This window comes from Rhizobium sp. P1_E1, assembly GCF_056406015.1.
The window spans coordinates 16,506-41,339 of the sequence record NZ_JBFUAY010000003.1 but is presented as its reverse complement, the minus strand read 5'-3'; the positions used below and the strand labels follow the sequence as shown (position 1 = coordinate 41,339).

At 63.0% G+C, this 24,834-nt stretch carries 24 protein-coding genes and 1 riboswitch; of the genes, 19 read left to right on the top strand and 5 right to left on the bottom strand.

Going from position 1 to position 24,834, the window contains the following annotated elements; genetic code table 11:
- The first annotated feature begins 27 nt into the window (after positions 1–27).
- From AC1D1Z_RS02520 to AC1D1Z_RS02510, 3 genes are all read left to right on the top strand, one after another.
- Positions 28–513, top strand: coding sequence for a hypothetical protein (locus AC1D1Z_RS02520; protein ID WP_028733109.1), 486 nt, complete (start codon positions 28–30; stop codon positions 511–513).
- Positions 514–555: 42 nt separating this feature from the next.
- On the top strand, positions 556–831 hold the full coding sequence (locus AC1D1Z_RS02515; protein ID WP_028733108.1) for a DUF4242 domain-containing protein: 276 nt from the start codon (positions 556–558) through the stop codon (positions 829–831).
- Between the two features lie 587 nt (positions 832–1,418).
- Positions 1,419–2,657 carry an adenylate/guanylate cyclase domain-containing protein gene (locus AC1D1Z_RS02510; protein WP_312864662.1) on the top strand — a complete coding sequence of 413 codons (1,239 nt, stop codon included), beginning with the start codon at positions 1,419–1,421 and terminating at the stop codon, positions 2,655–2,657.
- Between the two features lie 28 nt (positions 2,658–2,685).
- Here the strand turns inward: AC1D1Z_RS02510 and AC1D1Z_RS02505 are convergent, their stop codons facing one another.
- Entirely contained in the window at positions 2,686–4,476 is a 1,791-nt protein-coding gene (locus AC1D1Z_RS02505; protein ID WP_130652577.1) for a chloride channel protein, read from the bottom strand.
- 258 nt (positions 4,477–4,734) lie between these two features.
- Positions 4,735–5,131: riboswitch (cobalamin riboswitch) on the top strand.
- Between the two features lie 161 nt (positions 5,132–5,292).
- Between AC1D1Z_RS02505 and cobU the strand changes: the two genes are divergently transcribed.
- Genes cobU through cobO form a run of 4 tightly spaced genes read left to right on the top strand, consistent with a single transcriptional unit; the run spans position 5,293 to position 11,323 of the window.
- The gene (gene cobU / locus AC1D1Z_RS02500; protein WP_028733104.1) at positions 5,293–5,817 is read left to right on the top strand and encodes a bifunctional adenosylcobinamide kinase/adenosylcobinamide-phosphate guanylyltransferase; all 525 of its coding nucleotides are present in this window, start codon (positions 5,293–5,295) and stop codon (positions 5,815–5,817) included.
- Positions 5,818–5,821: 4 nt separating this feature from the next.
- Positions 5,822–6,871, top strand: coding sequence for a cobalamin biosynthesis protein CobW (gene cobW / locus AC1D1Z_RS02495; protein WP_477849398.1), 1,050 nt, complete (start codon positions 5,822–5,824; stop codon positions 6,869–6,871).
- Positions 6,872–6,875: 4 nt separating this feature from the next.
- Positions 6,876–10,676 carry a cobaltochelatase subunit CobN gene (cobN, locus tag AC1D1Z_RS02490; RefSeq protein ID WP_130652575.1) on the top strand — a complete coding sequence of 1,267 codons (3,801 nt, stop codon included), beginning with the start codon at positions 6,876–6,878 and terminating at the stop codon, positions 10,674–10,676.
- Positions 10,673–11,323, top strand: coding sequence for a cob(I)yrinic acid a,c-diamide adenosyltransferase (gene cobO / locus AC1D1Z_RS02485; protein ID WP_130652574.1), 651 nt, complete (start codon positions 10,673–10,675; stop codon positions 11,321–11,323). The genes cobN and cobO overlap by 4 nt, the downstream gene beginning before the upstream one ends.
- A 5-nt stretch (positions 11,324–11,328) precedes the next feature.
- Here cobO and AC1D1Z_RS02480 read toward each other — a convergent pair whose 3' ends face one another.
- The 3 genes from AC1D1Z_RS02480 to AC1D1Z_RS02470 all read right to left on the bottom strand — a co-directional run bounded on the left by AC1D1Z_RS02480 (position 11,329) and on the right by AC1D1Z_RS02470 (position 13,385).
- Complete coding sequence (locus tag AC1D1Z_RS02480) at positions 11,329–12,123, bottom strand: helix-turn-helix domain-containing protein (RefSeq protein WP_130652573.1); 795 nt, start codon at positions 12,121–12,123, stop codon at positions 11,329–11,331.
- Complete coding sequence (locus AC1D1Z_RS02475) at positions 12,123–12,536, bottom strand: nuclear transport factor 2 family protein (RefSeq protein WP_182563285.1); 414 nt, start codon at positions 12,534–12,536, stop codon at positions 12,123–12,125. The genes AC1D1Z_RS02480 and AC1D1Z_RS02475 overlap by 1 nt, the downstream gene beginning before the upstream one ends.
- A gap of 63 nt (positions 12,537–12,599) precedes the next feature.
- Complete coding sequence (locus tag AC1D1Z_RS02470) at positions 12,600–13,385, bottom strand: TSUP family transporter (protein WP_477849395.1); 786 nt, start codon at positions 13,383–13,385, stop codon at positions 12,600–12,602.
- A gap of 101 nt (positions 13,386–13,486) precedes the next feature.
- Here AC1D1Z_RS02470 and AC1D1Z_RS02465 point away from each other — a divergent pair, with 101 nt between their 5' ends.
- The 8 genes from AC1D1Z_RS02465 (at position 13,487) to AC1D1Z_RS02430 (ending at position 20,166) form a co-directional block, all read left to right on the top strand.
- A complete protein-coding gene (locus tag AC1D1Z_RS02465) occupies positions 13,487–13,906 on the top strand; it encodes a cobalamin biosynthesis protein (protein WP_018242391.1) in 420 nt (139 codons plus the stop codon).
- Positions 13,907–13,976: 70 nt separating this feature from the next.
- A complete protein-coding gene (locus tag AC1D1Z_RS02460; RefSeq protein ID WP_130652570.1) occupies positions 13,977–14,930 on the top strand; it encodes a nucleoside hydrolase in 954 nt (317 codons plus the stop codon).
- 189 nt (positions 14,931–15,119) lie between these two features.
- Entirely contained in the window at positions 15,120–15,959 is an 840-nt protein-coding gene (gene cobA, locus AC1D1Z_RS02455; RefSeq protein ID WP_130652569.1) for a uroporphyrinogen-III C-methyltransferase, read from the top strand.
- Positions 15,956–17,263: a cobyrinic acid a,c-diamide synthase CobB gene (locus AC1D1Z_RS02450; protein ID WP_018447294.1), complete on the top strand. Its 1,308-nt coding sequence runs from the start codon at positions 15,956–15,958 to the stop codon at positions 17,261–17,263. The genes cobA and AC1D1Z_RS02450 overlap by 4 nt, the downstream gene beginning before the upstream one ends.
- Entirely contained in the window at positions 17,260–18,324 is a 1,065-nt protein-coding gene (gene cobD, locus AC1D1Z_RS02445) for a threonine-phosphate decarboxylase CobD (protein ID WP_028733093.1), read from the top strand. Before AC1D1Z_RS02450 ends, cobD begins: the two co-directional genes overlap by 4 nt.
- Positions 18,321–19,301: an adenosylcobinamide-phosphate synthase CbiB gene (cbiB, locus tag AC1D1Z_RS02440; protein WP_018447296.1), complete on the top strand. Its 981-nt coding sequence runs from the start codon at positions 18,321–18,323 to the stop codon at positions 19,299–19,301. Before cobD ends, cbiB begins: the two co-directional genes overlap by 4 nt.
- A gap of 87 nt (positions 19,302–19,388) precedes the next feature.
- Positions 19,389–19,589 carry an ECs_2282 family putative zinc-binding protein gene (locus AC1D1Z_RS02435; RefSeq protein WP_018074603.1) on the top strand — a complete coding sequence of 67 codons (201 nt, stop codon included), beginning with the start codon at positions 19,389–19,391 and terminating at the stop codon, positions 19,587–19,589.
- A gap of 145 nt (positions 19,590–19,734) precedes the next feature.
- The gene (locus tag AC1D1Z_RS02430) at positions 19,735–20,166 is read left to right on the top strand and encodes a L,D-transpeptidase (protein WP_196767180.1); all 432 of its coding nucleotides are present in this window, start codon (positions 19,735–19,737) and stop codon (positions 20,164–20,166) included.
- A 99-nt stretch (positions 20,167–20,265) separates the two neighbouring features.
- Here AC1D1Z_RS02430 and AC1D1Z_RS02425 read toward each other — a convergent pair whose 3' ends face one another.
- The gene (locus AC1D1Z_RS02425; protein WP_018447299.1) at positions 20,266–20,988 is read right to left on the bottom strand and encodes a Crp/Fnr family transcriptional regulator; all 723 of its coding nucleotides are present in this window, start codon (positions 20,986–20,988) and stop codon (positions 20,266–20,268) included.
- 431 nt (positions 20,989–21,419) lie between these two features.
- Here AC1D1Z_RS02425 and AC1D1Z_RS02420 point away from each other — a divergent pair, with 431 nt between their 5' ends.
- From AC1D1Z_RS02420 to AC1D1Z_RS02405, 4 genes are all read left to right on the top strand, one after another.
- Positions 21,420–21,698 carry an acyl carrier protein gene (locus AC1D1Z_RS02420; protein WP_003540486.1) on the top strand — a complete coding sequence of 93 codons (279 nt, stop codon included), beginning with the start codon at positions 21,420–21,422 and terminating at the stop codon, positions 21,696–21,698.
- Positions 21,699–21,815: 117 nt separating this feature from the next.
- On the top strand, positions 21,816–22,298 hold the full coding sequence (locus tag AC1D1Z_RS02415) for a 3-hydroxyacyl-ACP dehydratase FabZ family protein (protein ID WP_018447301.1): 483 nt from the start codon (positions 21,816–21,818) through the stop codon (positions 22,296–22,298).
- Positions 22,295–23,500 (top strand): beta-ketoacyl-ACP synthase, encoded by a 1,206-nt coding sequence (locus AC1D1Z_RS02410; RefSeq protein WP_047621432.1) that lies wholly within the window; start codon positions 22,295–22,297, stop codon positions 23,498–23,500. Before AC1D1Z_RS02415 ends, AC1D1Z_RS02410 begins: the two co-directional genes overlap by 4 nt.
- Positions 23,501–23,512: 12 nt before the next feature.
- The gene (locus AC1D1Z_RS02405) at positions 23,513–24,799 is read left to right on the top strand and encodes a beta-ketoacyl-ACP synthase (protein ID WP_018242382.1); all 1,287 of its coding nucleotides are present in this window, start codon (positions 23,513–23,515) and stop codon (positions 24,797–24,799) included.
- Positions 24,800–24,834 lie beyond the last annotated feature (35 nt).

The window sequence follows — 24,834 nt, the reverse complement described above, 5'->3', positions numbered from 1 at the left end:
ACAACCAGAAATTGGAGTGCAATCTTCATGAAAGCGACAAAAGCGCCAATCGCGGCGCTTCTCATTATGGCAGTTCTTCCGGCTGCAGCGCTCGGCGGCGGCGGCCTGCCGGAACTGGTTCGGGAGGCCAATGCGCGCCTCCGGGACGTCAACCAGGCCATCAAGGAAGGCTATTCGCCGATCCCATGCACCAGCGGCATAGATGGAGGTGCGATGGGTATCCACTATGTCAGTGCCGACCTCATCAAAGATGAGGCCATTGATCTCTCCAAGCCGGAGGCTGTGATGTACGAGCCTGACGAACACGGCAAGATGAAACTCGTCGCTGTCGAATACATCACGACGAAAGGCCCCGCCAATCTCGGCGGCCAGCTGTTCAGTTTTACGAACGCACCGAACCGCTACGGCCTTCCGGCTTTCTACGAGCTGCACGTCTGGGCTTGGAAGAACAATCCGAAGGGACCGTTCGCCGACATGAACCCCGACGTCAGCTGCCGGCATGCGCACGGTTGATGAAGCGCTGCGTCACTCAAAACATCATGGAAGGATAAAACAATGCCGCAATTCGTTGTCGAACGAAACATTCCAGGTCTCGGGGACATGGACAAGGAAAGACTGCGAGAGATCTCGGCGAAATCCAACGCCGTCGTGGCCTCTCTCGGCGAACCGTATACCTGGATCACCAGCTATGTGACGGGGGACAAGATGTACTGCGTTCATGAGGCCGAGAGCGCCGATGCGGTCTATCGGCACGCAGAAAAGGGTGGCTTTCCAGCGGACCGCGTGACGGAGATCACCACGCTCATCGGCCCTCATTCGGCCGCGCGTTAAGACCGCGTTCGATAGGGCGCGCCAACCACGCTCTGTCGCTTTTCAATCCGCGCATAACCCTTTCACCAAACCGATCTCGATTCCGAGGTCTGCGCTGGGGCGCGGGAGCCGGCCGGCGGACGAGGCGCCGACCGGCTCGCAGGGCGCACCGATCTTTATGATCGGCGCACGACTCGATGGGGAGGATCATGAACGAGAAGCTCTTGTCAGGCGGGTTCGAACTGCGACTGCGCAAAGCGGTGCTGCTGCTGTTGTCTCCGGCTCGTAGCCTCATGCTGTGGCGACGACGGCGATCGGTGGAAAATCGGCTTGGGGCGTTTCGGACCACATGCTGAAGGACATTGCGGTGTCGAGAGGCGAGATCCCGTTCGTCGCCTCGCGGGACGGAGACTGGAACAGATTCCGCTAACCGAGCAGCCCTTTACATATCGAAGTGAAGCCGAACGGTTGAGGAAAAGCGCCGGCGCTCCTTGTTGTCATCATTGGATTCCGTATCACTTCCATTCGCCCAGGAGTGGTATAGCGACGCGAAGCAGGCTAATGAACGGGATGCGTGATATCGCTCTTTCAGCGCGTATCTGCGGTTCGTGTTGCCGGGCTTTGGTGGCGAAAACGGTCATTCCCGGGTCCCGATCCCATGCGGAGGTTCGAAAATTAACGATCATATTCAGTGGCTTATAGAGCAGGGACTCACCAGCGAGCATATTGGCGATCTCGTCGCCGGCCTGTGCGAGCGGCTGATCGCCGATGGCATTCCGATCTGGCGGGCCAGCATTACCATGCCATCCCTTCATCCCATGTATCGCGGCGTCTCGGCCAATTTCGTGCGGGGCGGTGCAACCGTTCTCGAAAATGCAGCGCATGGCAGCGTAGAAGAGCGCAACTTCGAGAAAACACCGATATTTTACCTGCTGAACCGCGGCGAGAGAACAGGGCGCTGGATATTGGCCAGGGGCGAGGGGCTCGACTATCCGCAGCTCGCGGAATTTGCGCTTGCCGGCGGCACGGACCATCTGGTCAGCCTTTGCGAATTTCCGAAGGAGGTCGCGTTGCGCGGGCTCGGTTTCTCCCTGACCAGCGATGCGCCGGGCGGATTTTCCGGTGATCAGCTGGCGATCGTCAAAGCGCTTGTCCCGGCGCTGGGTCTGGCGGCTTACCGTGTGGCGGCATCGAAAACCGCCACCGATATCCTCGCGGTCTATACCGGCGCTAGGACGAGCGCGCGCATTCTGGCCGGGGAGACCCAGAGGGGAACCGGCGGCTCCATCAATGCGGCGATCCTGATTGCGGACCTCAGAAATTTTACGGCCTTGACCGAGGTCTATCAACCCAGCGAGATCGTCGGGTTTCTGAACGAACATTTCGAGCTGATCGACCGGCATGTCGAGGAAAATTCCGGCGAGATCCTCAAGTTCATGGGCGACAGCGTGCTTGCGATCTTTCCGACCGACGCCGAGGGTCCGCAGAAGGCCTGCATGGCCGCGCTGGCTTCTACGAAGAATCTGCTGAAAGCAAACGAGGCGCTGAACCGTGAGCGGACGCAAAACGGCGGCCCCGATATCGGCGTCGATGTCGTCCTGCATCTCGGCGAGGTTTTCTACGGGAACGTCGGCGCCCGTGGCAGGCTCGATTTCACGGTGATCGGCAGGGCCGTCAACGAGGCCTCGCGGCTAGAAAAGCTCTGCGGCACGCTTGAACAACACCTGCTGATGTCGGAGAGCTTCGCGGCCACCTGCGCCGTGGCCTGCGAGTATCTGGGATCGTTCGAGCTGCGCGGCGTTTCGAAGCGGGCCGACGTGTTCAAGCTCGCCGACGCCGTATCCTGAAGCGTCGATCCGATCGGCGCGACGACGCTCAGATCTCGCCTGAGACCTCGCGGCGGCGGCGGTCGAGTTCTTCGCTGTAGCGGCGCAGCGTATAGCTTTCGCTGAGCTGGCCGATCACCTTGCGTTCGATCAGGTTGTTGACGACGGCGAGTGCTTCGCTTTCGCTCTTGTCGAAGATCGCCGCCGCTTGCCTGGCATTCATCTGCGGCTGCAGGAAATCGTTGCGGTAGTGGATGAAATCGGCAAGCGTCTTGCCCTCGTCCTGGGCGTCGGTCGGGTTGGCGTAGATCTCCGGCACCAGCACGAGGCCAACATATTTGTCGCTCTCCTCGACGAGGATGACGCGCTGGGTCGAGCCGATCGGGAAGGCCTGCTTGAATTCCTCCAGAGAGATGCCTGCCCTTGCCGTCTTGACATCGGCGCGCATCAGCTTGTCGACCGTCAGATTGCGGATCCAGCCGACATCATGGGCGCTGCGAATGCTTTCGCCGCGAAGATGAAAGCGCCATGTGGCGAAGGAGTAACCGAAGGTCGAGCGGACGACGAGCGAGGAGGTGATGACGGCGGCGAGCACCAGTGCCGTGATCAGGAAATCGCCGGTGATTTCGAGCGCCAGGAACGTCATGGTCAGCGGCCCGCCGATGACGGCGACGGCGAGCGAACTCATGCCGACCACGGCATAGATGACGGGCGTCAGCGTCGCATCGGCAAAATAGGGGCCGCAATAGGCGAAGAGCTTGCCGAGCAGGGCGCCCATGAACAGCGAGGCGAAGAACAGCCCACCCCTGAAGCCGGAGCCGATCGAGATCGCCGAGGCGAAGGATTTCAAGAGGAAGAGGCCGATCAGCGTCGGGATCGCCACCTCACGGGAAAGGTTCAGATGCAACGCGCCGTGGCCGGCCGAGAGCACCTGCGGTGAGATCATCGCCAACAGCCCGACGATGATGCCGCCGAGTGCCGGGCGGAAGGGTGGGGCGATCGAGCTCTTGCGCGCCAGCTCTTCGACAAAGGCGACGCCCTGCATGATCAGGATGCCGACACCGGCGCAGAAAGCACCGAGCAGCAGTGCCGGGATATAATCGGCTGGCACGACCGAGCCGAAGCTGCCGATATCGATGGTGAAATCGCTGCCGGCAAGCAGCCTTGCGATCAGGGTGGAGACAAGGGCGGAGACGACGACAGGCGTCAGCGACACGATCGTATAGGTGCCGATGATCAGCTCGAAGGCATAGAAAGCGCCGGTCAGCGGCGCGTTGAAGGCGGCGGCGATGGCGCCCGCCGCGCCGCAGCCAACGAGGGTGCGCAGGTCCGAGCGGCGAAGCTGCAGCTTCAGGCCGAATTTGGAGGCGAGGCCGGCGGCAAGCTGGGTATAGCCGGCCTCCAGGCCGACGGAGGCGCCGAAACCGTTGGAGATCAGGTTCTGCACGGCAACGATGATGCTGTCGGTCAAGGACAGGCGGCCGCCATGCAGCGCATTGGCCTCGATCGGGTCGACCATCGGCTTCTTGCGTCGTTTCGCCAGCACTAGGAGCAACAGGCCGAGCAGGGCGCCGCCAATGACGGGGGCAGTGAGCAGCAGCATCTTGTTCTCGATCTCGGACGAGCTCAGCCGCTCGCTGTCGGCGATGCCGAAGACCAGCTGATGCAGCTCGTTGGAGACGTAACTCATGCCGGTGACGGCGAGACCCGAGATGATGCCGACGACGGCGCCCGCCAGCGACAGACCGACCTCGCTACGGCGGGTCAGCGCCCGCAGGCGTCCCGGATCGAAGAAAACACGCAGCGCACGAAAACGGCGCCGATCCAATTTCATAAGCATGGCTAGACAACTAGGCGGGGAGAGGCCCGGTCAAGGGCGGAGATGGTCGCGCAGTCCGCTTGCGACGCAATTGCGGCGAAAAGCCGGCGGCTGGGACAAATTTTTATGACGTAAGTCTCTGATAAATGACGATATTTTAGGTAGAGTAAGTCGTGTTGGCGGAGTTGCTTCCTCTGGCCGGCCATTGCCCGGTCGCCAAGGCCGGTTGACTTCACCTCTGAGCTTGCCTAACCATCCCTCAACGGATGGTCGCCCGACCATCCCGACATAACGGATGGTTCCGGATCGGTGTTACGCCCTTCCGGATGAAAAGGGAATGTGACGCGGCGGACCCAAGCCGGGCGCCTTCATCACAGCCGACCCCGCGACTGTAGAGCGGTCAGGGTCTTCCATCCGGCGTTAAGCCCTTTCTGCCGGCAGCCTGCAATCGTGCAGGCGGGCGGGACGGGCGGCATGCCGGAAAAGCCACTGGATATGCATGGTGATCAACCGGGGTCGGACGCCTCTCAAGTCTACGAATCGTCCACCTTTTCACTGATGCAGCCGGGAAGGCGAGGATGATCCGCTGGCACGATCAGGGCGACCGGTTTCCGGTCTGCCCCGATCGCGGCCGATAACCGCGAGCCAGGAGACCTGCCATGCGTGCCGGGCGCGAAGCCCACACCTGGGCACTATGCCCGTTGCCAGCACGGAGGTTGTCTTGGCTGAACGATTGAATTCAGCGCAGCCTGGTGCGGCGCGATTTGGCGGGGCCTTACAGCCGCCGGCGTCTTCCGTAGCGGCTTGCGCGGCATCTATTCAGAAGGCAACGCCGGCATGACGGCTGCCCCCTCCAACACTGTCTTCATCCTCGGCGGCGCGCGCTCCGGCAAGTCCAGGTTCGCCGAATCCCTCGTCACCGCGACCGATCTGGATCGCCACTACCTTGCCACCGGGCGGGCCTGGGACGAGGAGATGCAGGCGCGCATAACGCAACACAAGGCCGATCGCGGTCCGTCCTGGACGACGCATGAGGAGCCGCTCGATCTTGTCGGCAAGCTTACCGACATCGATGGCGAAGGGCGCATCGTGCTGATCGATTGCCTGACGCTCTGGGTCACCAATCTGATGATCGAGGAGCGTGAGATGGCGGTGGAATTTGCCGCACTTGCCGATTTCCTGCCCGCCGCGAAGGCGCGGCTCGTTTTCGTTTCCAACGAGGTCGGTCTCGGCATCGTGCCGGATAATCGCATGGCGCGGGATTTTCGCGATCATGCCGGCCGGCTGCACCAATCGATCGCGGCGAAGGCCGCCGAAGTCTATTTCATCGCGGCAGGCCTGCCGCTGAAAATGAAGGGTTAAGTCCATGAACCAGCAGAAGATTCCCGCAACCGTCATCACCGRCTTCCTCGGTGCCGGCAAAACGACGATGATCCGCAACCTGCTGACCAATGCCGGCGGCAAGAAGATTGCGCTGATTATCAACGAATTCGGCGATCTCGGCGTCGACGGCGACGTGCTGAAGGGCTGCGGTGCGGAGAATTGCACTGAGGACGACATTATCGAGCTCACCAATGGCTGCATCTGCTGCACGGTCGCGGACGACTTCATCCCGACGATGACGAAGCTGCTCGAACGCGAACAGCGGCCCGACCATATCGTCATCGAAACCTCGGGCCTTGCTTTGCCGCAGCCGCTGGTCGCCGCCWTCAACTGGCCCGACATTCGCACCCAGGTGACCGTCGACGGTGTCATCACGGTGGTCGATAGTGCTGCCGTTGCCGCCGGCCGTTTCGCCGACGACCATGATGCCGTCGATGCGCGCCGTGCCGAGGATGAATCGCTCGATCACGAAAGCCCGATCGAGGAGCTGTTCGAGGACCAGCTCACCTGCGCCGACCTCATCGTGCTCAACAAGACCGACTTGATCGACGCCGCGGGCCTTATCAGGGTGCGCGACGAGGTCGCCTCCCGCACGGTGCGCAAGCCCGTGATGATCGAGGCGAGAAATGGCGAGGTGTCAGCCGGCATCTTGCTCGGCCTTGGCATCGGCACGGAGGACGATGTCGCCAATCGCAAGTCGCATCACGAGCTGGAGCATGAGGATGGCGCGCCGCACGATCACGACGAATTCGACAGCTTTGTCGTCGATCTCGGAGCCATTGCCGATCCCGCCGGTTTCGTCGAAGCGCTGAAGGACATCATATCAGCCCATGACGTGCTGCGTCTCAAGGGTTTCGTCGACGTTTCAGGCAAGCCGATGCGTTTGCAGCTCCAGGCCGTCGGCAGCCGCATCGACCATTATTTCGACCGCGCCTGGGCAGCCGGAGAAAAGCGCGGCACACGCCTCGTTGTCATTGGCCTGCACGAAATGGACCAGGACGCGGTGAGGGCGGCGATCGAAGCGCTGGCATAGACCGATGCATCTGCTTCTGGCCCAGCAGGGAACGATCAGCGACGGCGAGGAGGCAATCGACCTTGGGCAGACGCCGGGCGATATCCTGTTCCTGTCGGCGGCCGACAGCGAGCTTGCCGCGATCGCAGCCGCCCATCGCGATCGCCGGACAGCACCTTCGCTGAGGCTCGCCAGTCTGATGAGCCTCAAGCATCCGATGTCGGTCGATACCTATGTCGAGCGCACCGCGCGGCATGCGAAGCTGATCATCGTGCGTGCGCTCGGCGGCGCCAGCTATTTCCACTATGCGCTGGAAGCGCTGCATGCGGCTGCGGCTCGCGCCGGTGCACTGATTGCGGTCTTGCCGGGTGATGCCAGGCCAGATGCGGGGCTGGTTCCTTTCTCCAATGTTGATCTCGACGATCTCAACGCGCTCTGGGCCTATCTGATCGAGGGCGGCGATGCTAATGCGCGGGCGTTTCTCGATTATGCCGGGGCGATGCTGTCGGGCACAGATAAGCCGGCACCGGCTGTGCCTTTGATGAAGGCAGGTATTTGGTGGCCGGGGCGGGGGTTGATCGGGGTCGAGGAGTGGCGGCGGGTCGTTTTAGATATGTCTTCGGGTGCGGGGATGGTAGCGGAGGAGGGATTTGAATCCCCTACAGTCGCCATCAGCTTCTACCGCGCCCTGGTGCAGAGCGGCGAGACCGGGCCGATCGAAGCGCTTGTCGAGGCGCTGGCCGCACTCGGCCTCCGGCCGCTGCCGGTCTTTGCCTATAGCCTCAAGGATCCCATCTCCACCGGCATTCTCGAAAGCGTGTTTTCGGCGCTGAAACCCGACGTTGTCATCAACACGACGGGCTTTGCGGTCTCGGCACCGGGTGCGGACCGGCAGCCGACGGTGCTGGAAGCGAATGAGGCGATCGTGCTGCAGGCGATCCTGTCGGCCTCGTCGAAGGAGGCATGGGCGGCTTCTCCGCAGGGCTTGTCGGCGCGCGATCTCGGCATGAACGTGGCACTGCCTGAAGTCGATGGCCGGGTGCTGGCGCGGGCGGTCTCCTTCAAGACGGCGGCGCGCTACGATGCGCTGGTCGAGACGAACATCGTCGCCAGCCAGGCCGATGCCGGCCGGGTGCGCTATACGGCTGAGCTTGCCGCCAATTGGGCGCGGCTGCGGAAGACTTTCGCCGGCGACCGGCGCATCGCGCTCGTCATGGCGAACTATCCGAACCGCGACGGCCGGCTCGGAAACGGCGTCGGCTTGGATACGCCGGCCGGCACCGTCGAGGTGCTTCGCGCCATGCGATCGGCGGGTTATCCGGTCGCCGAGATTCCCGCCGACGGCGATGCGCTGATCCGCCACCTGATGGAAGGACCGACCAATTCCGGTTCCGACGGAAAGATCATCCGCGAGACGCTTTCCCTGAGTCTGTACAACAGCTTCCTGGAATCGCTTCCCAGTAAGATTCAGGATGAGGTGAGAGCCCGCTGGGGCGATCCCGAAGATGATCCGTATTTTCGCGAAAGCGTCTTCGCCCTGCCTTTTGCGCGCTTCGGCGAGGTGCTCGTCGGCATCCAGCCAGCACGCGGCTATAATATCGATCCGAAAGAGAGTTATCATTCGCCGGATCTCGTGCCGCCGCACGGTTATCTCGCCTTCTACGCTTTCCTGCGCCGCGAGTTCGGCGCGCATGCCGTCATACATATGGGCAAGCACGGCAATCTCGAATGGCTGCCGGGCAAGGCGCTGGCGCTGTCAGAAAGCTGTTATCCCGAGGCGATCCTCGGGCCGCTGCCGCATCTCTATCCCTTCATCGTCAACGATCCGGGCGAGGGCACGCAAGCCAAGCGCCGAAGTGCGGCCGTCATCATCGATCATCTGACGCCGCCGTTGACGCGAGCCGAAAGCTACGGGCCGCTGAAGGATCTGGAGGCGCTGGTCGACGAATATTACGAGGCGTCGGGCGGCGATCCCCGCCGTATCCGGCTGCTCAGCCGCCAGATCCTCGAGCTCGTTGCCGATATCGGCCTCGACCGTGATGCCGGTATCGCGAGCGGCGAAAGCGAGGGCGAGGCGCTGAAGAAGCTCGACGCCTATCTCTGCGACCTCAAGGAGATGCAGATCCGCGATGGACTGCATGTGTTCGGGGTCTCGCCTGAAGGACGGCTCTTGACTGACCTGACCGTGGCGCTGGCGCGGGTGCCGCGCGGGCTGGGCGAGGGCGGTGATGCGAGTTTGCAGCGGGCGATCGCGGCGGATGCGGGATTGGGCGGCGGCGTGCGGGGTGCCTCCTCCTTCGACCCTCTCGACACCGACATGGCTGCCGTTTGGGCCGGTCCACGTCCTGACATCCTCGCAGATGTTCTCGATGCCCCATGGCGAACCAACGGAGACACTGTCGAGCGCATCGAACTACTCTCGGCGAAGTTCGTTTCCGGCGAGAGCAAATGCCCCGAGGACTGGAAGGCGACACGGGCGGTGCTCTCCGAGATCGAGATCCGCCTCAAACCCTCCATCCTCGCCTGTGGCCCGGCCGAGATCGAAGGTTTGCTAAAAGGGCTCGACGGCCGGTTCGTGGCGCCCGGACCCTCCGGGGCACCAACACGCGGGCGGCCCGATGTGCTGCCCACCGGCCGCAATTTCTATTCGGTCGATAGCCGCGCCGTGCCGACGCCGGCCGCCTACGAGCTCGGCAAAAAATCGGCGGAACTGCTGGTGCGCCGCTATGTGCAGGATCATGGCGAGTGGCCTGTCTCCTTCGGGTTGACGGCCTGGGGCACGTCAAACATGCGCACCGGCGGCGACGATATCGCCCAGGCGCTGGCGCTGATCGGCGTCAAGCCGCTCTGGGACATGAGTTCGCGCCGTGTCACCGGCTACGAGATCATTCCGCCGGCGATGCTCGGGCGGCCGCGCGTTGACGTGACGCTCCGGATTTCCGGCTTCTTCCGCGATGCCTTTCCCGAGCAGATCGCGCTGTTCGACAAGGCAATCCGTGCCGTCGGCGCGCTTGAAGAGGACGAGGCCGACAATCCGATCGCAACACGCATGCGCGGCGAGGCGGCAAGGCTTGGCGCCGTCGGTCTGGACGAAGTCTCGGCAAAGCGCCGGGCGGGTTACCGCGTCTTCGGCTCGAAGCCCGGCGCCTATGGCGCCGGCCTGCAGGCGCTGATCGATGAAAAGGGCTGGGAGCGGCGCGCCGATCTCGCCGAGGCCTATCTCGTCTGGGGCAGCTATGCCTATGGCGCAGGCGAGGAGGGCAGGGCCGAACGCGGCTTGTTCGAGGAGCGGCTGCGCTCGGTGCAGGCTGTGATCCAGAACCAGGACAATCGCGAGCACGACCTGCTCGACAGCGACGACTATTACCAGTTCGAGGGCGGCATGGCCGCCGCCGCCGAGCAGCTCGCCGGCGCGCGCCCTTCGATCTATCATAACGACCATTCCAGGCCGGAAAATCCGGTGATCCGCTCGCTGGAAGAGGAGATCGGCCGCGTCGTGCGCGGGCGCGTCGTCAATCCGAAATGGATCGCAGGCGTTATGCGCCATGGCTACAAGGGAGCGGCAGAGATTGCCGCCACCGTCGACTATCTCTTCGCTTTTTCGGCGACGACGGGTGCGGTCGGCGCGCATCATTTCGAGGCCGTTTATCAGGCCTTCGTCGCCGATGCCGGCGTGCGCGATTTCATGATCGAGAAGAATCCGGCTGCATATAACGAGATGAAGGAGCGGCTGCTTGAAGCAATCGACCGCAGTCTCTGGACGCCGCGCAGCAATTCGGCCCGGTTCGACCTGGCCGCCAGACAACAGAATGAGGTGAACCAATGAGCGACGAGACCACGAACAGCGAGATCGGAGAAGCCGGGAGCGGCAAGGACGACGCCCGCCACGCCGAGAAGATGGCGAAGAAGAAGGCCGCGCGCGACAAGATCATGGCGACCAAGACCGACGGCAAGGGCCTGATCATCGTCCATACCGGCAAAGGCAAGGGTAAGTCATCAGCCGCCTTCGGGATGATCTTCCGCCATATCGCCCACGGTAAGCCGTCGGCCGTCGTGCAGTTCATCAAGGGCGCGATGTGGACCGGCGAACGCGACCTGATCGAGAAGCATTTCTCCGATCTCTGCCAGTTCCACACGATGGGCGAGGGTTTCACCTGGGAAACGCAGGACCGCGCCCGCGACGTCGCCGCAGCCGCGGCCGCCTGGGAAAAGGCCAAGGAACTGATCCGCGACGAAAGTAATTCCATGGTGCTGCTCGACGAGATCAACATCGCGCTGCGCTACGATTATCTCGACATCAACGATGTCGTCGCCTTCCTGAAGAGCGAGAAGCCCGCCATGACGCATGTCGTGCTGACCGGCCGGAACGCCAAGGAAGAACTGATCGAAATCGCCGATCTGGTGACCGAGATGGAACTCGTCAAACATCCCTTCCGCTCCGGTATCAAGGGCCAACCGGGCGTCGAGTTTTGAGACGGTCAGTTGAGCGCGAGGCTGCGCAGGATGGCAGCCGTTTCCTCATCCGCCGGAAAGAAAGATTCGACCGCGAGTTCCGACAAAGTGATGTCGACGGGCGTGCCGAAGATCGTTGTTGTCGAGATCAGGGAAAGCAAGCCAGCCTTGGTCCAAAGCTGAAGGGGAACGGCGATGCCGGCATAGTCGGTATGGACCTCGCCAGCAGTTTTAGGCGCTGGATAGGACAACAACTCCTTCAAAAGCTTGTCCAACATTGGATCGCCCGAAGCCGAGAACTGTTGGCGCAGCCTGCCGATAAGGTGGGCGCGCCACTCGGAAAGGTTTTTGATATGGGGCGCCAATCCTTGTGGATGCAGGCTGAGGCGCAGTACGTTGACGGGTGCCGTGAGCAGAGCCTGGTCAGCAACGGCTGAGAGCAGCGGAGCGATGGCCGCATTGGCCGCGATGAGTGTCCAATGGCGGTCGACGGCGATTGCTGGGAAGGGCTCGTGCCCTTTCAGCACTATGTCGATGGCGAGACGGGCCGGTTCCATTGCGGGATCGTCGAGCGCGCGTTCGGCAAAAACAGGAGCGAAACCCGCCGCGAGCAGCAGCGGGTTCCGATCGCGAAGGGGCACGTCGAGCCGTTCGGCAAGATGCAGCAGCATGTCGCGGCTCGGTGTCGAGCGCCCGCTCTCGATGAAGCTCAGATGGCGCTGCGAGATCTCCGCCTCCAGCGCGAGCTCGAGCTGGCTCATGCGGCGACGTTGGCGCCATTCGCGCAAATGGTCTCCAAGCGAGCGGGCGGTCGGCGTCATCAGGCGGCTTCCGGCAGCAAATCTATGAACCCGCGGACGGATTTCAGCTTGCCGCCTTGGAGTTCGGCGAAATCCGTGCCCTTTATCAGCGCTGCGCCATTTTCCGGGCCGAGGCCCCAGGAGAAGCGCAGGTTGTCGCCGTAGCCGTCGGCCGCCCCGATCAGGGCGAAGCGGAAGCCGGGGAAGCGGCTTTGCACGGCCTCGACCAGCGAATTGATCTGCTCATGGCCTTCGCCGCGCATCAGTGGGTCGATATAGGTTGCGGCTTCGCTCCAGCTCTCGGCGATGAGAGCGCGGCGGCGAGCGGCATCCGTCTCATTCCAGATGGCGAGATAGCGCTCTGCGTTGGTGTTTGCTTCGTTCATCGGGTCATCTCCTTCTGATCGCCCATCAGTTCCAGGCAGCCCGATCATGCGGGAAGGCGGTGCACCTTATCAATTACGCCAGAGGTAATGGAAGATGGTCGAGGGTTTGGGTCAGACGCCGAGCCACAGGCGCAGCGGATTTGCCGGGTCGGCGAGCAGCTTTACCGCAAGGGCGACGCAGACGATCACAAGCAGCGGCTTGATGAGCTTTGCGCCGATGCGTATGGCAAGCCGCGAGCCCAGCTGCGCGCCGAGGAATTGGCAGACACCCATCAACAGGCCGATCTTCCAGAGTATCTCGCCGAAGCTTGCGAAGACGATTAGCGCGCCGAAATTCGAGCCGAGATTGAGAAGCTTGGTGTGGGCCGTCGCCTTCAGCATGCCGAAGCCGGCGAGCGTGACGAAGGCCAACATGAAGAAGGAGCCCGTGCCGGGGCCGAAGACGCCGTCATAAAAGCCGATGACAGGTACCAGCGTCAGACCGAAGGCGAAGGGAGTCATGCGGCGGTGGGTGTCGAGGTCGTTGAGGTTCGGCTTGACGGCGAAGAAGACGGCGATCGCCACCAGGAGTACCGGCATGATGGCCTGCAGCACCTGGCCTGGAACGATCGTCGCGAGTGCCGCGCCGAGCGCGCCGCCCATGGTGGCCATCAGCGCCATCGGCAGTTGTTCGGCAAGTTGCACATGGCCCCTGCGGGCATAGGCTATCGTGGCCGAGGCGGCGCCGAAGAGAGACTGCACCTTGTTGGTGCCGAGGGCCTGGAGTGGTGGAATACCTACGATCAGCATGACGGGAACGGTGATGAGGCCGCCGCCGCCGGCAATGGAATCGACGAAACCGGCAAAAAAGGCCGCCGCGCAGAGCAGCGGAAGCAGATGGAAAGCGATATCGGGCAAGGTGGTATTCCGGGGGAGGGACTTCAGACGGCCTTGTTGCATTTGCCGCGCCAAGCTGCAATGGCTGCAACGACACGGGCAGGGCGCATTCGACGGTTTCCATGAGCGATCTCTCTTTCGATACGGCGAGGCACCACGTGCTCGGCCTCGGCTGCGAGCGCGGGACGTCGCCTGCCGAGGTGCTGGCGCTTGCGATCGAGGCGCTCGACGTAGCCGGTATCGGCGCGGCGGAACTCGCAGCCATCGCCTCGATCGACAGCCGAAGACTGGAGCCGGCGATCCTTGCGGTTGCTGCGCATTTTTCCGTGCCTGGCGTCTTCTTCGATGCGCTGCGGCTGGAGGAGGAGACGCCGCGGCTCGCGAATCCCTCTGCGATCGTCTTTGCCCGCGTCGGCTGCCATGGGGTCGCCGAGGCAGCTGCGCTGGCGGCTGCGGGGCCGGATGCCGAGCTTGCTGTCGCCAAGATCAAATCTGCGCATGCGACGGCGGCAGTTGCCCGCAGCGGGTTGCAGAAAGCCTAGTGGGCGTTATGGTGGCGCCAATTCGCGGCACCGTCCGGCAGCTTCACGGTTCACATCTAGAGGATATCTCATGCACAAGGTCATCTATGACACCGACCCTGGCGTCGACGACGCCATGGCGCTTCTCTTCCTGCATCGTCATCCCGAAATCGACCTTCTCGGCATCACCACGGTCTTCGGCAACGCCTCGGTCGAGACGACGACGCGCAATGCGCTCTTCCTCAAGCGTGAATGGAATATACCGGCACCCGTTTCCAAAGGCGCCAGCGTCACTATCGATTCCTCGCGCGCGGAGCGGCCATGGCCCGCCATGGTGCATGGCGAGAACGGCCTCGGTGATATCGACGTGCCCGAGACGATCGACCTGCCGCTCGATCCGCGCCCGGCGCATCGTTTTATCATCGACACGGTGCGCGCCCACCCGGGCGAAGTGCGGCTCGTCGCCGTTGGYCGTATGACCAATCTGGCGCTGGCGCTGAAGGAGGATCCCGAGATTGCGACGCTGGCCAAGGACGTCGTCATCATGGGCGGCAATTTCTATGTGCCGGGAAATGTCTCGCCCGTCGCCGAGGCCAATATCCACGGTGATCCTGAGGCTGCCGACATCGTCATGACCGCGCCCTGGAAGGTGGCCGTCATTGGCCTCGACGTCACCGCGATCACCACGATGAGCCGCAGCTATCTCGGCGATATGGCGGCTATGGGCGACAAGGCGGTCAAGCAGCTCGACGCACTCTCGCAGTCCTACATCGATTTCTACAAGCACGCGGTTGAAGACGGCATGATGGTGCATGACAGCTGCGCCTGCGTCTATGTCGTGGTGCCGGAGCTGTTCTCGTCAATATCGGGTGCAGTGCGTGTCGTCTGCGGCGGCATCGCCGATGGCCAGACGATCGTCAGGCCAGATGGGCGGCGTTTTCCGCCTGATGGCGCTTGGGATGGCTTGCCGAGCCAGATCGTCTGCACAGGCATCGAGTCGGAAAGGGTCCTGGACCTCATCCGTAATACGCTGCTTGCAGCCTGACACGCTTGAGGGCCGGCAGCATCGCGGCCGGCCTTCGGGATATATTGTAATATATTCATTGCGTTGTACGGGTTCTCCGAGGATTTGAATCCGACGCTTCACAAAGTGATTCATGATCTTCTCAGCAACTTCAAGTGAGGCGATGGGCGCGGCGTTGACCTTGCCCTTTGCGGGGCCTAGATCAGCAGGATGATCGATGCCGCATTCTCCAATTTTCCGGCGCTTGAGCCGGGCAGCGTCTGGCTCGTCGGCGCCGGTCCCGGCGATCCCGGGCTTTTGACGCTGCTCGCCGCCAAGGCGCTTTCCGAGGCCGACGTCATCGTGCACGACGCTTTGGTCAACGAGGAATGCCTGGCGCTGGCGCGGCCGGAAACGCTTGTGGAATATGCCGGTAAACGCGGCGGCAAGCCTTCGGCGAAGCAGCGCGACATCTCGCTGCGGCTGGTGGAGCTTGCGCGCGCCGGCAAGCGAGTGCTGCGGCTGAAGGGCGGCGATCCTTTCGTCTTCGGTCGCGGCGGCGAAGAGGCGCTGACGCTGGTCGAGCACAACATCCCCTTCCGCATCGTGCCCGGCATCACCGCCGGTATCGGCGGGCTCGCCTATGCCGGCATCCCGGTGACGCATCGCGACATCAACCATGCCGTGACCTTCCTCACCGGCCATGATTCGTCCGGCATCGTGCCCGACAGGATCAACTGGGAGGCGATAGGCCAGGGCTCGCCCGTCATCGTTATGTACATGGCGATGAAGCATATCGCCGAGATCAGCGCCCGGCTGATCGCCGCGGGACGGTTGGCGTCGGAACCCGTCGCCTTCGTCTGCAATGCGGCCACTGGCCGGCAACAGGTGCTGGAAACGACGCTCGGGGAGGCGACCGAGGCCGTCGCTGTCTCCGGGCTGGAGCCGCCGGCGGTGGTCGTCGTCGGTGAGGTGGTCCGGCTCCGAGCCTCGCTCGACTGGCTTGGTGCGCTGGCGGGGCGGCGCCTACAACCCGATCCATTCCGCCGGTCCGGCAAGGTGCGGGCATGAGCGGCCTCCTGATCGCAGCCCCTTCCTCCGGTGCCGGCAAGACGACGGTAACGCTCGGGCTGCTCCGAGCGCTTCGCCGGCGCGGCATCGCGGTCGCGCCCGGCAAGGCCGGCCCTGACTATATCGATCCCGCCTTCCATGCGGCAGCGAGCGGCACGCTCTGTCTGAATTTCGATCCCTGGGCGATGCGCCCGGAGCTGATCTCGGCCAATGCGGCCCTTCACCGTTCCGGCGACCGCATCCTCGTCATCGAGGCGATGATGGGGCTTTTCGATGGGGCGGCCGACGGAAGGGGGACGGCGGCCGATCTGGCGGCCCAGCTTGGGCTTTCCGTGGTGTTGGTCGTCGATGCTTCGCGCATGTCGCAGTCGGTGGCGGCGCTGGTTACTGGTTTTGCCGGTTTCCGTGCCGATGTGCGGGTTGCTGGCGTCATCCTCAACAAGGTCGGCAGCGACCGGCACGAGGCGATGCTGCGGCAGGCGCTCGAAGCTATCCGGATGCCTGTCATCGCCGTCATCGGCAGCGACAAGGCGCTTTCCCTGCCGGAGCGCCATCTCGGCCTCGTCCAGGCCGGCGAACACGCAACCCTCGACAATTTCATCGACCATGCGGCGGATGCCGTCTCCGAGGAATGTAATTTCGAATTCCTGCTGCGCATCGCCAGGCAGGGGCTCAACCGGCCGTCGGCCGCCAATATCGACCGGTTGCCGCCACTGGGTGCCCGCATCGCCGTGGCGCGCGATGTCGCCTTTGCCTTTTCCTACGAGCATATGCTGCTCGGCTGGCGCCGCCGGGGTGCTGCGATTTCCTTCTTCTCGCCGCTTGCCGACGAGGCGCCGGCTGGTGATGCCGATGCGATCTATCTGCCCGGTGGTTATCCCGAGCTGCATGCCGGGCGGCTGGCAGAGGCGCAGAATTTCCGCGCCGGCATGCTCGATGCGGCAGCGCGCGACATCCGGATCTATGGCGAATGCGGCGGCTACATGGTGCTTGGCGAGGGCTTGATCGATGCAAAGGGGCATCGCCATGAAATGCTCGGCCTGCTGCCCGTCGTCACCACCTATGCCGAGCGAAAGCGCCATCTCGGCTATCGCCGTGTTGTGCCCCTCGACGGCGCCTTCTTTGCTCGGATGATGACGGCCCATGAATTCCACTATTCCAGCGTCGTTTCCGAGGGCGAGGGCAAACGGCTTTTTCAGGTGCAGGATGCGCTCGGAACCGATCTGGGCGCCGCTGGTCTCAGGCGCGACCAGGTGGCAGGCTCCTACATGCATCTGATCGATCTTGCCGGAGCTGCAGGATGAGCGCACCGATCGTCCACGGCGGCGGCATCACCGCCGCTGCCGCTACCTTCGGCGGTAGACCGGAAGATTGGCTCGATCTTTCCACGGGCATCAATCCGTGCCCCGTCGCCCTGCCTGACATTCCGGCAAGGGCCTGGCATCGCCTGCCGGACCGGCATCTCCTCGATGAGGCAAGGCGTGCGGCGCGAGATCATTACCGCAGCGGCGAGATCTTGCCGCTGCCGGTGCCAGGTACGCAGTCGGTCATCCAGCTTCTGCCGCGCCTCGTCGAGGCGGATAGGCTGGTTGGCGGCACGGACAACAGTGTCGCGGTGACGGATAACAGGGTTGCCGTGACGGACAACAGGGTTGCCGTGGTATCGCCGACCTATGGCGAGTATGCGCGCGCCTTCGCCTCGGCCGGTTTTGCCGTCGATGCGGTCGACGATATTGCCGCGATCGGAGCCGGACATCGGCTGGCTGTCGTCGTCAATCCGAACAATCCTGATGGGTTGATATGGCCGGCCGAAACGCTGATTGCCCTGCACGACAGGATGAAGGCAGCGGACGGACTTCTCGTCGTCGACGAAGCCTTTGGCGATACCGATCCGGCGCTCAGCCTTGCATCCCGCGCGCCGCAGCTTTCCAATCTGGTGATCTTTCGTTCTTTCGGCAAGTTCTTCGGGCTTGCCGGCCTGCGGCTCGGTTTTGCGATTGCGCGCAGCGATATTCTCGCGCGTTTCGAAGACTGGCTCGGCCCCTGGGCGGTCTCCGGCCCGGCTCTTTCGATTGCAGCTTCGCTGCTGCGCTCGGACGTTTCTCCGATTCGCGGCCGCATCAATGAACGCTGCGCCGGCCTGCATGGGGTGCTGACGGGCGCCGGGTTGCAGCTTTCAGGAGGCACGGCGCTCTTCACCCTTGTCGCCGATGCGAGAGCCGACGACATTTACACACATCTCTGCCGCCATCATATTCTCGTCCGCAAGTTCGACTATGCGCCGGAGTGGCTGCGTTTCGGGCTGCCGCCCGATCCGGCGGCAGACAGGCGGCTTGGCGAAGCCCTTCAGAGATTTGAGCGATGACGATCGACGAAAACCTTCTCGTACTGCTTCTGGCGCTGCTGCTCGACCGGATCGCCGGCGATCCGCAATGGCTGTGGTCGCGGATGCCGCATCCCGTTGTCATGTTCGGCGCGGCGATCTCCTATGCCGAGCGGCAGCTCAACCCGGCAAGCCTCACGGGCTCGCAACGCCGAATGAACGGTATTGCCGCCATCCTGGCGCTGCTTCTTTTGGCGGTGGCCGCAGGCTTCGTGTTCAACCGGTTCTTCGCGCTGTTCGGCCCTGTCGGCATCTTGCTGGAGACCGGGCTGGTGGCGATCTTCCTGGCGCAAAAAAGCCTTGCCGATCACGTCGCGGCCGTCGCTGTCGCCTTACGCCACGAAGGGCTTGCCGGCGGACGAGCCGCCGTTTCCCGCATCGTCGGACGCGATCCCGAGACGCTGGACGAGCCGGCCGTCTGCCGCGCGGCGATCGAAAGCCTTGCCGAGAATTTCTCCGACGGCGTTGTGGCGCCGGCGCTCTGGTATGCCATCTTCGGGCTGCCGGGGCTCTTCGCCTACAAGATGCTGAACACCGCGGATTCGATGATCGGCCATAAGTCTGAAAAATACATCGACTTCGGCTGGGCAGCCGCCCGGCTCGACGATGTCGCCAACTGGCCGGCCGCTCGCCTCTCCATCCTGCTGATTGCCGCCGGCGCCTGGATCCGGCGGGGAACAAGCGCGGGCCGTGAAGCGATCCGCGTGGCGATGCGGGACGGGGCCTTACACCGCTCGCCGAATTCCGGTCGGCCGGAGGCGGCCATGGCGGGTGCGCTGAACGTCCAGCTCGCCGGGCCGCGCATCTATGGCGGCGTCATCGTGCGTGAACCGATGATCAACGACGCCGGCCGCGACGTGGCGACCTCAGGCGACATCGAGGACGGCGTATCGGTGTTCTACGCCAGCTGCATGGTGCTCGCCGGTGTTACGTTCGGGCTGTTTTTGTGTTTTCTGTAGGGTTGTGCCGTGCATGCCCCAGTGGACAGGTCAGGCTCAAACGTTTATTCCGACCGCCTCATATCTCGTCAGACCGGAAGTAGAGCGATGACAGTTCAGGTTGAATTACCGTGCCCGAAGTGCAAGAGCACCAAGATGAAGTTCGAGCGGCCCGAGATCCGGGAGACCGACATCATCACCTGTGCGGCCTGCGGGCATAATCTCGGCACGATGGCCTCAATCCGCGAGAAGATGAACAAGGCCTACCAAGGGCTCAAGAAGCCTTCGGCGGCACGCAAGCTCCAGTGAGCAGGTGCCACTATCTTCCGGCGCTTGCTCCTGCTTTGGCTCGTTAAAATTGTGATTACCATTCGGATTAAAGCAATATAACAAGTATTGCCGTAGTCTCTCTTTCGTGAGGGCGCAATTAAGCTGCGCGAGTTCGAAGAGGGCTATGATGAAGACGATTTTGGCGGCTGCGGCCGCAAGTTTATTGCTGCAGTTTTCTCCCGTTGCCGCTCAGGCAGCAACGCTGGTCGCCAATATCAGCATCGGTAAGCAGATGATGACCGTTTCCGAGAACGGCTTCGTCAAGTATCGCTGGAAGGTTTCGACCGCGCGCAACGGCTATGTCACGCCGACCGGTTCGTGGAGCGCCAAGTGGCTGTCGCGCGATCACCGCTCCAGAAAATACGACAACGCGCCGATGCCCTTTGCCGTCTTCTTCAACGGCGGTTACGCCGTTCACGCCACCTTCGACCTGAAACGCCTGGGTCGGCCGGCCTCGCATGGCTGCGTTCGCCTGCATCCCGACAATGCGGCGCAGTTCTTCTCGCTGGCGCGGCAGGCCGGCCTTGCCAATACCCGCGTCGTGATCACACGCTAATCTCGGATCAGCGCGTGAATCCGGGTTCGGTATCGGATCCTGTTTTACGCGCTAATCTCAGATCAGCGCCTGCCCCCGAAATCGGCAGCTGACCCCAGTTTACGCACTGATCATCCTCTCCAGCTCATCCATGTCGGGGACGATGATATGCCGGAAGTTCTCGATGCGTATGACGCCGCTCTTGCGCAACCTGGTCATCTGGCGGCTGACGGTTTCGATCGTCAGACCGAGGAAATCGGCGATCTCGGCGCGGGATAGCGGCAGGTCGAAGGCGGTGCTTGTGGCGGTTTGCGGTTCGGCATGGGTGGCGATGAGGTGGAGCAGGCTTGCGACCTTCTCCTCGGCGGTGCGCCGGCCGAGCGTCAGCATCCATTCACGCGCCGCATCCAGCTCCTTCAGCGCCTGATCGTGCAGGCTACGCTGCAGTTCCGGCGTTTCCGATATCATGCGGTCGAGCAGGCTGCGCGGGAAGACGCAGATTTCGGCATCGGTCGCAGCCTCGGCCGACAGCGTGCTTTCGCGCACGAAGGGCCTGCCGACGAAATCGGGAGCGAATTGCAGGCCGACGATCTGCTGGCGCCCGTCCGGCATCACCTTGCAGAGCTTCACCACCCCGCGCATGATGTTCGAATAGAAAGAGCTTTCCGACCCTTGTGCGATGATCTCGCAGCCGGCATCGACCTTGCGGCGCAGCGAGTGGCGGCCGAGGTCCTTCAACTGACCGCTCGACAGTACGCCGCAGACGACGCCGTGCCGCGCCTGGCAGGAACGGCAGGCGACGGGGATACCAACCTCGAGAACCCCACTATGTGCGACGTCCATATCCTGATCCCTTCGAAATCCGCATGTGCCGGGCGTAGCTGCGCATGCCGGGCATGCCCTAGACGATTACGCCGCGATTGCGGGTTCGGCTATCCCGATTTCTTCCAGCGCGGCTTGATGATTATCAATTTCGCCGGGATCGCGATTTGATCCAGATCAAAGTTTGCGTGCCCTGGCTGTTATTGAAAGTGCGGCGTCGAGATGAGGCCGTCCGCGGGTTGATTCGGACGGCTTCTTCGCCCTCGCTGGCGAGACGGGTTCTCTGCAGCGGCATCGCCTCGCGCCTTGGGTGACGGCAAAGGCCGGCATTCCATTGCTGTTTAGGCAACACCCAGCCGGCAAATTGCCCCAACGCCGGGACGAAAGCATTGGCTTTTGAAATGGATTTGCCTATGAGGGGGTTTAAATCGTCATTTCATGAGGTACAGCGCGTGACCGCTACATTCGATAAAGTTGCCGACATTATTGCAGAAACCAGTGAGATCGACCGCGCGACGATCACGCCGGAGAGCCATACGATCGACGACCTTGGTATCGACAGCCTCGATTTCCTCGACATCGTCTTCGCGATCGACAAGGAATTCGGCATCAAGATCCCGCTCGAAAAGTGGACGCAGGAAGTCAATGAAGGCAAGGTTTCCACCGAAGAATACTTCGTGCTGAAGAACCTCTGCGCCAAGATCGACGAGCTCAAAGCAGCCAAGGCCTGAGCGATATAACAGTCTTTTTTGAACGCCCTGCCGCCCTGAATATGGCGGCCGGGCGATTTTGTTCCTAAGTAGGCGTCACCGGCGGGCGGATCTGGCCCGTCGGGCCGGAGGATCCGAATGCTGCTGGAATATTTCCAGATGATTGACCGCGTCGAAGCGGTGGACCTGAAGAAGGGCACGCTTAGGGCGCGATCCGTCGTGCCGGCGCAGAGCCCCGTCTTCGAGGGTCATTTTCCCGGCATGCCGCTCGTTCCCGGCGTGCTCCTGATCGAGACCATGGCGCAGGCCTCCGGCATGCTGGTGCTTGCCGTCACCAATTTTGCCGCCATGCCCTTCCTGATGACAGTCGACGGCGCCAAGATGCGCACCTTCGTTGAACCGGAAGCCGTGCTCGACATCGAGGCGGTGCTCGAGCATGACGGTTCGGGGTTCGCGGTCACCAAGGCTAAAATCACCAGCGGCGGCAAGAAGGTCTGCGATGCGCAGCTGAAACTCCGCACTATGCCGTTTTCCGAGGTGCCGCTCGGCGATATCGTGAAGAAACGTGCCGGCGAGATCGGGCTTCTCGAAGCGATCGCGGCGCAGGGAGTGATTGGATGAGCAAGGCTGCAAACGACGTCGTCATCTCGGGCATCGGCATCGTCACCTGTCAGGGCGTCGGCAAGGATGCGCATATCGCGCTGCTTTCGGCCGCCAGCACGCCGAAGGCGATCGTCGAGATCGAGAAGTTCAAGCCCTATCCGGTGCATCCACTGCCCGAGATCGACTGGTCGCAGCAGATCGCCAAGCGCGGTGATCAGCGCCAGATGGAGAACTGGCAGCGCATCGGCGTCTTCGCCGCCGGCCTTGCGCTCGATGATGCCGGTTTCAAGGATGATATCGAAGCCTGCGGCACGATGGACATGATCGTGGCGGCCGGCGGCGGCGAGCGTGACATCAATGTCGACACACTAATCGTCGACGAAGCGCTGAAGCGCAATGACCGCGAGCTGCTGCTCAACGAGAAGCTGACGACGGAGCTCAGGCCGACGCTGTTCCTCGCCCAGCTTTCCAATCTGCTCGCCGGGAATATCTCGATCGTGCACAAGGTCACCGGCTCGTCGCGCACCTTCATGGGCGAGGAAGCGGCCGGCATATCCGCCGTCGAGACCGCCTTCTACCGCATCAAATCAGGCGAATCCTCGCATGCGCTTGTTGGAGGCGCCTTCGCGGCCGAACGGCCGGATATGATCCTGCTCACCGAAGCGATCGGCGCCCATGCGCGCGGCGACTGGGTGCCGCTCTGGTCGCGCAAGCCGAGCGACGGCGGCGGCATGATCACCGGTTCGGCAGGCGCCTTCCTGGTGCTCGAATCGCGCAAACACGCCGAAGCCCGCGGCGCCCATATCTATGCGGTCATCGACGCGGTCGAGGGTGACCGTGGCAACCGCAATTCCGGCAATCTCGAAGTCCGGCTGGAGCGGCTTTTGGCACCGGCTGCCGGGCTTGCGGCCGAAAGCACGGCGATCTTTTCCGGATCGACCGGCATGCACGATCTTGCCGCCCGTGAGCGGGCGGTGCTCGAACATCAATTGCCGGACTTTGCGATCCGCGGCTTCGGCGGCGTCACCGGCCATACGATTGAGACGCAGTTTACGCTGGGTCTTGCGCTCGCCGCCCTTGCCGTCGACGGCAAGGCCAAGGTTCCGCCCTTCGATGCCGCCCATGAGGCGCCGATGCGGGCAGGGGCCACCGCCGCCGTCGTGACCACGGTCGGACACCAGCGCGGCGAGGGCGTTGCCGTTCTTTCCGCAGATGCGTGAGGAGTGAGAGATATGACAGCTTCCGCTTATAGAGATCACCTCGGCCGTCCGATCGTGGCGGTTACCGGCATGGGCATCATCACCTCGCTCGGCCAGGGCCTCAGCGACAACTGGGCAGCGCTTTCGTCAGGCACGTCGGGCATCCACGAGATCAACCGCTTCCCGACCGAGGGCCTGTCGACGCGGATCGCCGGCACCGTCGATTTCATCGGCATTCCGGTGCCGAACGCCGTCGAGCGCTCCTATGCCTTTGCGCGCGAGACGACGATCGAGGCGCTGGCCGATGCCGGCCTTTCCGGTGATTTCAACGGTCCGCTATTCCTCGCCGCCCCGCCGATCGAGCCGGAATGGAGCGCGCGCTTCGAGCTTGCCGACCGTTCGCCGGCCTCCGACCATCCGGGTGATGCCTATGAGCGTTTCCTGACGGCGCTGCGCCAGCGTCCGGACCCAGCCTTCCATGAGGCGGCTCTGTTCGGCGCGATTTCCGAGCGCCTTGCCGACCGGTTCGGCACCCGCGGCCTTCCCGTGACGCTGTCGACAGCCTGTGCCTCCGGCGTCACGGCGATCCAGCTTGGCATCGAGGCAATCCGCCAAGGCCGCACGGATCGCGCGCTGACGGTCGCGACCGACGGATCGCTGAGTGCCGAAGCACTGATCCGATTCTCGTTGCTGTCAGCCCTTTCGACGCAGAACGATCCGCCGACCAAGGCTTCCAAGCCATTCAGCAAGGATCGTGACGGCTTCGTCATCGCCGAGGGTGCGGCGACCCTGGTGCTGGAATCGCTGGAATCAGCTGTCGCCCGCGGCGCCAAGGTGCTCGGCATCATGAAAGGCGCCGGCGACAAGGCCGACAGCTTCCACCGCACCCGGTCGTCGCCCGATGGCGGCCCGGCAATCGCGACGATCCGTGCAGCCCTTGCCGATGCCGGCATCGACGAGAGCGGCATCGGCTACATCAATGCGCACGGCACCTCGACGCCGGAGAATGACAAGATGGAGTATGGCGCGATGTCGGCTGTGTTCGGCGAGCGGCTGGTCGGGATTCCGGTTTCGTCGAACAAGTCAATGATCGGCCATACGCTGACGGCGGCGGGCGCCGTCGAGGCGGTGTTCTCGCTGCAGACGATGTTGACCGGAACGCTGCCGCCGACCATCAACTACAACAACCCCGATCCGTCGATCGTTCTCGATGTCGTGCCGAACAAGAAGCGGGAAGCACAGGTTTCAGCCGTGCTTTCCAACTCCTTCGGCTTCGGCGGGCAGAATGCCAGCCTTGTCATGGCGCTCGAACCGGCTTAAGCGGTTCCCGACAAATTTTCGAGACGAGATGACGC